This is a genomic window from bacterium (assembly GCA_030647005.1).
In the GTDB taxonomy this organism is placed as follows: Bacteria; Patescibacteriota; Patescibacteriia; order JACPHY01; family JACPHY01; genus JAUSKG01.
Window position 1 is genome coordinate 71,840 of record JAUSKG010000034.1, and the last position, 10,377, is coordinate 82,216.

Genomic DNA, 10,377 nt, shown 5'->3' on the forward strand with positions numbered 1-10,377 from the left:
GAAACTGGGTACAGCATTGTCCTTTCAACGCAGGAGAAGACATGATCGAAGCAGAGGAACCCCACGAGTATGCAGCTCGCTGGTCGTACAGTGCAGCGGTGATGGCGCGGCACCTTGGCGCGGTGCTCGCGCGCGGCCAGACGAATCCCGATGACCTGTGCCGAGGCGTTTACCTGAGCGTCAGACGATTTCTCGATGCCGTGCTCGACGGTCTGCGTGGGCACGGAGCGATACTCCAAGACCGAGCACTCGCGCTCGCGCGCTGGACGCTCCAGCGGACCCTCGCGAGGCCGCCGCGAGAGCGTAGCGACGCGGAAGCGGATCGCTTCTTCGCATACATGCACATCTTCACGCGACTGGAGCACCATGGCACGCTCTCTCCCGCCGAACAGACCGACGCGCACGAGCTCGCCGCATTCTTCCAGCAGCTCTCCGGCGATGGCGAAGATGCTCTGTACGCAGTACACGTCGCCTCCGCGCACGCAGACCTCGACACCATCGAGATCATGTGAACGACCACACCGCCCCTCCCACCTCGGGAGGGGCGTCTCACTTGCTCAGGAACAAAAGAAGAACCCCCCAGGACCGAAGTCCTGGGGGGTCGTAGTCGGAGCGAAAGAGCACGACCTCGATCGCTTACCGATGGTGGCGCTCAGGGGCGACCGGTGTCATCAGCCGCTGGCTCCTACGAGCGCCGGGGCCGTTGCTACGCCGAGTAGCGCGGCGCGGCGTTCTGCTGCTGGAGCACCTCGATGGGAACGCCGCTGTACAGGTCGGAATTCCCGTCGCGGATCTGCGCGTTGATCTCCAGCTCACCGTTGTCCGTCCTTCTGATCCATCCGGTCGCCGCGCCGCGGAGGCCAGCGATCAGCTCGCCGAGACGCGCCGCGGGGCTGTCCGTGAGCTCGAGCTTCTTGCCGCCATTGGGCTTGGCACCCGAGAGGGCGTCCTGACCTCCGGCTTGGATGAAGCTCGTCATGGAGACGCCGGTGGGCGTTCCGTCCACGAGAGCGACGTTGCCAGCGACCTGTGCGACGGCATCCGCCACCATGGTCTGGGGTACGAACTGCGTGCCTTCCTCGCGCATGATGGCGAAGATCTGGGCCACCGTGGCCTGACGATGCTCTACGGGGAGGTCACGCACGGTCTGCCACGGCTCGATGCCGGTGTAGATGGGCGCGGTGACGATGCGCGGCTGCAGCGTGCCGAGGTGCTTGCACGTCGCGTAGAGCGTACGGATGCCGCTCCACGCCTCGGTTGCCTCGGTGAGCGCGTTGGCGACGTCGGTGGCATCCATGACCTCGAAGGTCTCCTCCGTGGACAGATCCTTGGCGGCGTTGATGTCCTCGATGTGCTGCGCGAGCTGAAGCTTCTTCGGCAGGTACTCCGAGAACGGCGCCACCTCGTCCGGATGGAGGAAGCATGCCTGGCAGACGTACTCGAGCGCGATGCGCCGAGCGTGGTCCCTCGTGGTGTCCTTGGTGGTCAGAACCTCCGCCGCCACCTGCTCGGCGATGGCGAAGATGCCGTCCTCGATGTACTCCATGGATGTCGGGACCTGGACCTCCTCGATGCCGAACCGCTCGGCGCGCGCGAGGAGAAAGGCCGCGTAGTCCTGGTTCGGCACCCGGAACTTGCCGCGCAAGCTGTGCTCGGAAGTGACACCGACGGCACCGAAGAGCTGGGGCGTCTCCACGAACTTGCGCGCGATGGCCTGCGCGATGACCGACATCACGAGGTTTCGCGCGCTGATGATTGGGTTGTGCTGCGCCTGCTGCTGGGTCTGTTGCGTCTGCATGGACAATCCTTATCGACTCTGCGGTCCGCGCGAGCGACTCACCCCTATGGTAAGTCGAGCGGTTGGACGGTTGTTGAAACAGCGACTGCACGAGGAAAAACAAAAACGCTTTTTCCCCCGCAACTACCCCCGGCGTGCTCCACTCGCCTCTGCCTGCAACCGAGAATACCCGGCGCAGGACTGATGAGTCGATCGTGGGGCACGCAGGAGTACGTGCGGGAGAAAAAACGAAACAGCCCCGAGGGGCATGTATGAGGCACGCGCTCTTGCGCCTACCACCATCTCAAGATACCAGAACCAAAATCTCTGTCAAGTCAGCTCTACTGAGCCAAGATAAAGTGCCGCTATCAGTCCACGTTGAGACAATGTGGAAAACGGACAATGCTCCCAACATCCCTCTTGCTGTCATTGCGAGGAAGTCCCCGATCGAAGCAATCCCGGTCATATCGGCACAAGGTGAAAGCCGGGTACGCTCAATGGCCGGGGTTGCCACGCCTCGCGGACTCGGCTCGCAATGACACACTTTCGCAGAGATCCATCATTTCTGCTAGGATTTTCTCATGGTGTAGGAGCACTCGATCATGTTTTTCGTCTGCTATTGAGACGTCGGCCGGCCTGGTATCGAGACGATGCCAGACCTCCTTACTCGGTCATGCTCGCGCGCAGCCGCGCGGCGCGACACTCATTCGTCGGCCTGGTAGCCAAGTGGGAAGGCAGGGGTCTGCAAAACCCCTATTCATGGGTTCGATTCCCATCCAGGCCTTATGTGTAACATTCTCACGCGTTCTGACGACTGTTTTATCCCCTCCCTCTCCGCGTACTCGGGGGGTGGGTGGGCTAGGGAGGGTGGGGTGGCACGCATGCGCTCGATTGCATACGAAACGAGAGTGTAGAAAAACTATTTTGAGACCGTAGCAATACTCATTCGATCGTCATTTCGACCGAGCGAGTACACGAGCGAGCGGAGAAATCTCGCTCAATTGAGCGTACGAGATCTCTCGACTCCGCTTCGCTCCGCTCGAGATGACGCGTAGTGGTGAGTTTCTCTACACTCTCAAAACCCCTCCCCCTCCAGCTCCCCCTCCCCATGCGACCATGGAGAGGGGGAGAGACAGAGACCCATTACATGGACCATCGAACATCCAGACCAAGACGGCCATACTCGCCCGGGGACTGGCGCAACGAACCCAAGCGCGATAGCGCACGCGCCCGACGGAACGCCCGCCGTGCGCGGAGCATCGTGCGCGTGCTCGCGGTGCTCGCGGTTGCGGGCACGCTGTCCGGCGCACTCCTCCTCGCCGTGCTCTTTGCGTGGGCGTCCCGCGATTTGCCGGACCCCACGCGACTCATTGAGCGCGCCGTCCCGCAGTCCACAAAAATATACGATCGCACGGGTGAGGAGCTCCTCTTTGAGATTCACGGTGAGGAGAAGCGCACATGGCGCTCGCTCGATGAAATCTCCGACACCGCGGAGTGGGCGACGGTCGCCATCGAGGACCGTGCGTTCTACGCGCATGGCGGGTTCCGTCCCACCTCGCTCATTCGTGCAGTACTCGCGAACATTCGTGGCGGCGGCAAGGTGCAGGGTGCATCAACCATCACCCAGCAGCTCGTGAAGAACGCCATTCTCACGCCCGAGAAAACGTACCGCCGCAAACTTCGCGAGCTCCTCATCGCGTATCAGATCGAACAGCAGTTCACGAAGGACGAGATCCTCACGCTCTACCTCAACGAGATCCCGTACGGATCGAGCGCGTACGGCATCGAGTCCGCGGCACAAACCTACTTTGGCAAGTCCGCTGCGGAGCTCGACCTTGCTGCATCCGCACTCCTCGCCGCGCTCCCGAAAGCACCGACACGGTACTCGCCATACGGGAGCCATACCGACGAACTCGTTGATCGGTCGTACTTCATTCTCGACCGCATGGTGGGGTACGGGTACATCACGGAGGAGGAAGCCGCTGCGGCCAAAACGGTGGACATTCTCGCGCGCGTCCAAACCCGCCGTGATCCCATCATCGCGCCGCACTTCGTCATGTACGTCCGCGAGCTCCTCACCGAGCAGTTCGGCGCGCGCATGGTGGAGCAGGGTGGCCTTCGTGTGACGACGACGCTCGACCTCGACATGTTCAAGGATGCCGAGGCCGCCATCACCGCGCGTGTCGCGCGCAACGAGCAGGCCTACGGCGCGGAGAATGCCGCGCTCGTCGCGATGGATCCAAACAACGGCCACATTCTCGCGATGGTCGGCTCGCGCGATTTCTTCGATGAGGAGATTGATGGTCAGGTGAACGTGGCGCTCCGCCCGCGCCAGCCGGGATCATCGTTCAAGCCCATCGTGTACGTGACAGCATTCACGGAGGGCTACACGCCGGACACACTCCTCGCCGATGTCGCGACGACGTTCCCATCGTCCGTGGGCGACTACAAACCGCACAACTACGACGGCGGCGAGCACGGATTTGTGACACTCCGCACCGCGCTCGCGGGATCGCTGAACATCCCCGCAGTGAAGCTCCTCGAACTCACCGGCATTGATACCGTCCTCGACCAGGCGGAGCGCCTGGGCTACTCGACACTCGCGGACCGCTCCCGTTTTGGCCTCTCGCTCGTGCTCGGTGGTGGCGAGGTACTGCTCCTGGAACACGTCGCGGCGTACGCGGCACTCGCGGCGGACGGCGTGCGACACGAGCCGGTGGCGATCCTCACCGTGGAAGGCGCGAACGGCGAGACGCTCGCCGCGTGGGAGGGGGATGACGGCGAACGCGTGCTCCCCGAGCAAACGGTGCGCCTCCTCCAGTCCATCATGAGCGACAACAGCGCGCGGGCATTCATCTTTGGCGAGCGCTCACCGCTCGCGTTCACGGACCGCGAGGTCGCGGCAAAAACCGGCACGACGAACGACTTCCGCGATGCGTGGGCGATGGGTTTCACGCCATCGCTCGCGTGGGGGGTCTGGACCGGCAACAACGACAACACGGCGATGCACGGCAGTGCGGACGGCGTGAACGTCGCGGGCCCGATCTGGCGCGCGTTCGCCGACGCGGTGCTGCCCGGGCTCCCGAAAGAAGCATTCACGAAACCCGAGCCAGAGCAGGTGGACAAGCCCGTTCTCCGCGGCGAGCTTCCAAGCATCGAGCGCGTGATGGTGGATCGCACAACCGGCAAGCGCGCCACTCCCGAGACACCGCCGGAGCTCATCGAGGAACGGACGTTCCAGGACCTCCACACCATCCTCCGCGACATTCGCCGTGACGACCCGCGCGGTCCGGCGCCGGAGCATCCGAATGATGATCCCATGTACGAGCCGTGGGAGGCCGGTATCGCGGCGTGGGCGCAGCGCGAAGGCATCACGCTCGGTACGGCACCGAGCGAGGTGGATGATCTCCACACGGAGGCAAACCGCCCGCAGCTCACCGTGCAGGAGCCGATGTCCGGCGCTATCGTCCCGGGCCGCACCGTCATCGTCGTCGGGACCGTGAACGCGCCGCGCGGCGTGACGCAGATGACCGTTGCCATTGACGGCATCCAAGCCGCGCTCTTCGCACCGGACGGTGGAGTATTCCGCCAGACCGTGCGCCTGCCTGCGGTGACCGACCGCGGACGGCACGACCTCACCATCAGCGCGTTTGACGACGCGGGGAATCGTGGCGCGGTAGTCGTACCCATTGACGTGACGTCCGATCGCGAGCCCATCGCGCTCACCTGGAGCACACCCGCGGCACACGCGGTCGTCGCCGCACACGACTTCCCCATGACGCTCGAGCTCACCGCGGGCACCACCGTTGGCGCGAACCGCGTGGAGATCCTCGTGAACGATGTCATCCTCACGAGCGTGCGCCCGCCTGCGAGCGGGACGATCCGCGTCCTCTGGCCCTCCGCACCGGCATCCGGCACCGTTTCGCTCCGCGCACGACTCTACGCGGTGAACGACGCGCTCCTCGCCGAGAGCGATGCGCGAACGATCACCGTCGAGTAGCACGCACCACCAAGCGAAGACCCACCGCAATGCGGTGGGTCTCGTGCGTATCAGGTGGTGCGACGACTGCGCGTGCGGAGGGCGTTGAGGAACGCGAGCGCATGGGTGGCTTCCTCGTGCGCGAGGCGGTTCGCCGTCTTCGCTTGCACAACGCGATGAGCGACTGCGTCATCGAGAGATGTGAACTTGATGCTAGCCAGCTGACCCGCCACGTCGGTGTGATGGGCGTCCATTACGACGAGGAGCCGGCGTACTTTCTCGACGAGGTCATACTCGTCTCCTCCATCCTCACCGGGTACATCGCCAGGCATCTCAGCGAGCAACGCGGTGGTTGCATCGAGGAATTCCGCAGACCTCTCCACTGCCTCTCGCAGCAACTCCCGAATACTCGCGAAGCGTGCGCTGAGCTCCTCTGCCGTTCCCTTCCGATCCTCTACCATGCTGCCTCCTACTCCGAATGGTGAATGTCCTACTCGCAAAAACAGCGACATCAACAGTACCGTCCTCGACCGATGGTGTCACACTACCGAGGCGGCCCGTCTGTGGGATCCGCGTCGTCCGATGATCCGGGTGCGGGCCACTCGATGATCGCATCGAGCTTGCTCAAGAGTGCGGCCATGGATTCGGGGTAGTTGAGCACGCTCGGGTGACTGGCCAACTGCTGGCGGAAATCACGCAGGTCTTCAATCACCGCTGCCATCTGTACGGACACTATCCGGTGGCGCTGCGGCAGTCGAAGACCGAACTCGTCCAGCATGGCCAAGGAGTGCGCGTACAGCTGGTGTGCTTGGTCGTGAAACCGCTGTACGATGGCAATGATACGCTCGCGGCGCTCCGGCGATGCCGCTGCGAGCTCCTCCGCTGCCGTGGGCTCTTCCGGTGCGGCGACTGCTTCCTCATCCTCCACATCGTCCTCAACGATGTGGTAGCGGATGTCGTCGAGGAGCGGTGAGCCGTCGAGGTACGCGTAGACCGGGTTATGATCGTCGCTGAACGCACACGTACTCCGCACGGTACACGTGCGCGCCGCGTGCGATGCGACAGGACGGACGAGGTCATCGCGCACGGAAACGTCTGCGAGCGCATCGAACACCGCAACGATCGTGCCGCGAAACATGCACCACGATGAGCGGCTCGCTGCCTCGGTAATGAGCACTGCATCGCCGGGTTGCGGAATGCGATCATCCGACGAAACGTAGAGCACGACATTCGTTTCATGCTTGGCCATGGGTCACTCCCTTTCTGGAGGTGATGGAAAACAGCTGCGCTCACCATACCCTCCTCGCGCGCCGACGTCAAGCGCGATATGCTGGAGGCCTATGCTCGTCTTCCTCCACGGTGATGACACCTTCAGCTCCCGTGCACGGTTGCGGGAGCTGCGCGAGCGGTTCGTGCGCGAGGTGGATCCGTCGGGGATGAACCTCGTCCTCCTCGATGGCGCGCAGGTGAGCGCGGATGACGTGTGGAGCGCGGTCGCCACGCAGTCGTTCCTCGTGCGCGAGCGGATGGTCGTCGTGGAGGACATCGGTGCGGCGAAGTCCGATGCGGTACGCGATGCGGTCATGGCGCTCCTGCCCAAAATTCCCGCGGATGTCACGGTTGTCTTCTGGGAGGGCTGTAGCCACACCAAGAAACCCGCGCGGAAGACGAAACCGAAAAAGGCAACCGCCAAGCCGCGCAAGCAGCGCGCGGAGGGTGTGGACCTCTTTGATCTCCTTCGGAGTGGGGAGCACGCGGAGGAGTTCATGCCGCTCTCCGGTGCGCCGCTCGCGCAGTGGGCGCGTGCGTACGCCGCGGAATGCGGGGCCACCCTCGACGCAACGGCGGCCCGTGCGCTCGCGACGGTCGTCGGTGGCGACCTCTGGCGCATGCGGAGCGAGATCGCGAAGCTCGCGATGATGGGCGGTGGCACCATCACCGCCGCACTCGTGCGCGAGCACGTCGCGCAGGGGACGGAGGACAACATCTTCGCGTTCGGTGACGCCCTCGGGCACGGCGACCGCCGCGCGGCTGCCATAGAGCTCCAACGACTTCTCGCTGCGAACGCAGACCCGCAGTACCTCGTCACGATGATCGCGCGCCAACTCCGCATGCTCATCATGGCGGCAGATCTCCTCGCACGCGGTACTCCAACCACCTCACTCGCCTCAGCGCTCGGATGCACACCGTTCGTCGCTCAGAAGATCGCCGAGCAGGCACGCGGACAATCACCCGCACGACTCGCCAAGCTCTACCCGCTCCTCCTCGAGCTCGACCGCACACTCAAATCCTCCCGCGCCCCACGCGCAGCGCTCCTGGAACTCTTCTGCTTTGATGCGACCGCGTGATGAAACGACCAACACCCCCGCATTGCGGGGGTGTGTGCTGTGCTATCGCTCACGACAGTGCCTTGAGCTTTGTAGCGGCGCGGGACTTGAGGCGGGACACGGTATTGTCCTTCAGGATGCCCTTCTGCGCCGCCCGATCGAGGGCGACCTGCGCGTGCTGGTACGCCTCCGTCGCGACGGCCCGATCTCCCGATGCGAGCGCGAGTTTGAACTTGCGTCGCAGGTAGGTGATGTTATCGCGAACGGCCTTGTTGCGCATGGTGCGCCTCACGTTCTGGCGAACCGCCTTCTCCGCACTACGTTTATTCGGCATAGGATGACAGAAACGAATCAAAGGGGTGCTCCCACCATACTCGCACACCGCGTAAACGTTGTCAATGACCAGTCCTCACCACGACCCCTCTACGGGAGCTGCGGCGGTTCGACATCGGCGCGCGGCTCCAACGCCTCCACCTGCTCCACCTTCGCGCTGATCCTCGCGTACGCCGTGTTCGCACCATCCATCGCGTTCTTCGCGTTCGTGAGGTGCCGATCCACGAGCCCGAGCGCGTCGCCGAACTTCCCGAGGTCCTGTTGGAGCCCCTTGAGACGCTCCCACACATGCACTGCCTGCTTCGCGAACTGCGCGCGTTCCAACCCCATGAATACCGATCGGAGAAAATGGAAGAACGAGTTGGGCGAGCAGAGCAGCACCTTCCGATCGCGCGCGTAGTCCATGAGCTCCTCGGACGCGAGCACGACATCGTAGAATAACGCCTCCGACGGAACGTACATCACCGCGAAGTCCACCGTTCCTTCTTCGGTAAGGATGTACTTCTTGCGGATGTCCTCGATGTGCTTCTTCACCGCGCGTCGAAACTCCCGCATCGCCTGCTCGCGCTCCTTCGGGTCCTCCGACTGCTCGGCCCTGCGCCACTGCTCGAGGGGAAACTTGGAATCAATCGGAATCATGCCGCCCTCGGTCTTCACGACCGCATCAACGGTCTCGCCGCCGCGAAACTTATACTGCACCGTGTACTGCTCGCGCGGAAAAATTTGCGCGAGCGAATCCGCGAGGATGTGCTCACCGAGGTTCCCGCGCAGCTTCGGCGCATTCAACACCTCCTGGAACCGCTTGAGATTCTGCCCGATCTCCGCAACACCGCCCAGCTCCTTTCCCACATCGCCCATGGTCTTCGTCATCGAAGACATCGCGGTCGAAATATATGATGCTGCCTTGTCCAACCGCTCATTGAGCGACTTCGTCGTCTCATCGAGACGCTGGTTCATCCCCTGAATGTTCTGGTTGAGCATCTGCGCGGTCTGATCATTCGCCCGATGATCCCTGAGCTCGCGCAGCTGCCTGCCCACGACGGACAGCACCACCACAAAACCAACGATGAGTGCCGCGAGAATGAGGATGAGTTCCATAGAAACGCGGTGAGGTCAACGGTAGATATCCTTACGGTCATCAACCGCGAGCAGGAGATATGTCATCTGCTGTTGGTGCCGATAGAGGACACGGTAGTTCCTCGTGATGCGAAAGCTCTCCAGACCCTCAAGTCGTCCGTGGAGTTTTTTGTGATGGAGACGAGCATCTGCGGGATTGTTTCGAAGGTGCTCCACCTGGACGAGGAGTCGGGCACGAATGTCGTGGGGGAGACGCGCGGCATCCCTCAGAAAGGTGCGCGTGTAGACGAGCATGACGCGCTCCATACCATCAACGTCGCTTCTTGAGCAACGCGGCGAGATCACCGCGAGACGTGCGCCCAGCCGCGATATCATCCTCTGCCTTACGGACGCGGCCCGCAATACGCCGCTCCTCCCGGAGGCACTGGAGTTCTCGCTCCATGTGTTCGTATGTTTCAATGGCCATGAAGAGTGCTTCCGGCGTATTCCGATTGCAGATGAGGTGTGGCTGCTTTGTACGTTTCACGCGCGCGAGGATGCGCTTTGCGCTACGCTGGAGGTCCGCCATACCGATGATGGGCATCGAGGGGTGCATAGGAGGAAGATATGATCGTGTTCATAGAAAGTATACCACGGATCGTCCGTCGCCGCGAGCACATGTATTGATCCAATATGCACGAAACACTCTCCTCTTCATGTATGATCCCCGCGCGCATCGCGCGGGGATCATACTGCACGACACAGACAAAAGGACAAACACACAAGAAACCCCCCACCCTTTCAGAAGGGTGGGGGATCAAAGTATCAAAGTACAAATCTCATGGTTTGACTGGGTCCGAGGCGCGCGAACCCCAGCGATCGTCGGAGGCGCCGAGGATGGCAGC

At 62.8% G+C, this 10,377-nt stretch carries 10 protein-coding genes and 1 tRNA gene; 4 read left to right on the forward strand and 7 right to left on the reverse strand.

The genetic code is table 11. The annotated features are described in order from the left end of the window. Positions 1-41 precede the first annotated feature (41 nt). A complete protein-coding gene (locus tag Q7S96_05095) occupies positions 42-512 on the forward strand; it encodes a hypothetical protein (GenBank protein MDO8463608.1) in 471 nt (156 codons plus the stop codon). A 194-nt stretch (positions 513-706) separates the two neighbouring features. On the opposite strand, the gene Q7S96_05100 is transcribed toward Q7S96_05095, so the two are convergent. Further along, complete coding sequence (locus Q7S96_05100; GenBank protein ID MDO8463609.1) at positions 707-1,798, reverse strand: hypothetical protein; 1,092 nt, start codon at positions 1,796-1,798, stop codon at positions 707-709. A gap of 691 nt (positions 1,799-2,489) precedes the next feature. On the opposite strand from Q7S96_05100, the gene Q7S96_05105 reads away from it, so the two are divergent. Both Q7S96_05105 and Q7S96_05110 read left to right on the forward strand, forming a co-directional pair. Next, positions 2,490-2,561 (forward strand) — tRNA-Cys (locus tag Q7S96_05105). Between the two features lie 363 nt (positions 2,562-2,924). Beyond that, positions 2,925-5,777: a transglycosylase domain-containing protein gene (locus Q7S96_05110; GenBank protein ID MDO8463610.1), complete on the forward strand. Its 2,853-nt coding sequence runs from the start codon at positions 2,925-2,927 to the stop codon at positions 5,775-5,777. Between the two features lie 50 nt (positions 5,778-5,827). Here Q7S96_05110 and Q7S96_05115 read toward each other — a convergent pair whose 3' ends face one another. After that, positions 5,828-6,217 carry a hypothetical protein gene (locus Q7S96_05115; GenBank protein ID MDO8463611.1) on the reverse strand — a complete coding sequence of 130 codons (390 nt, stop codon included), beginning with the start codon at positions 6,215-6,217 and terminating at the stop codon, positions 5,828-5,830. Positions 6,218-6,300: 83 nt separating this feature from the next. Continuing rightward, positions 6,301-7,005: a hypothetical protein gene (locus tag Q7S96_05120; GenBank protein MDO8463612.1), complete on the reverse strand. Its 705-nt coding sequence runs from the start codon at positions 7,003-7,005 to the stop codon at positions 6,301-6,303. 91 nt (positions 7,006-7,096) lie between these two features. Here Q7S96_05120 and holA point away from each other — a divergent pair, with 91 nt between their 5' ends. Continuing rightward, the gene (gene holA / locus Q7S96_05125) at positions 7,097-8,104 is read left to right on the forward strand and encodes a DNA polymerase III subunit delta (protein ID MDO8463613.1); all 1,008 of its coding nucleotides are present in this window, start codon (positions 7,097-7,099) and stop codon (positions 8,102-8,104) included. Positions 8,105-8,153: 49 nt separating this feature from the next. Here the strand turns inward: holA and rpsT are convergent, their stop codons facing one another. The 4 genes from rpsT to Q7S96_05145 form a co-directional block, all read right to left on the reverse strand. After that, complete coding sequence (gene rpsT / locus Q7S96_05130; GenBank protein ID MDO8463614.1) at positions 8,154-8,417, reverse strand: 30S ribosomal protein S20; 264 nt, start codon at positions 8,415-8,417, stop codon at positions 8,154-8,156. Between the two features lie 89 nt (positions 8,418-8,506). Next, positions 8,507-9,514 carry a DNA recombination protein RmuC gene (locus tag Q7S96_05135; protein ID MDO8463615.1) on the reverse strand — a complete coding sequence of 336 codons (1,008 nt, stop codon included), beginning with the start codon at positions 9,512-9,514 and terminating at the stop codon, positions 8,507-8,509. 15 nt (positions 9,515-9,529) lie between these two features. After that, positions 9,530-9,799, reverse strand: a complete 270-nt coding sequence (locus Q7S96_05140; protein MDO8463616.1) for a type II toxin-antitoxin system mRNA interferase toxin, RelE/StbE family — start codon at positions 9,797-9,799, stop codon at positions 9,530-9,532. A gap of 4 nt (positions 9,800-9,803) precedes the next feature. Then, a complete protein-coding gene (locus tag Q7S96_05145; protein ID MDO8463617.1) occupies positions 9,804-10,088 on the reverse strand; it encodes a type II toxin-antitoxin system Phd/YefM family antitoxin in 285 nt (94 codons plus the stop codon). Positions 10,089-10,377: the final 289 nt, after the last annotated feature.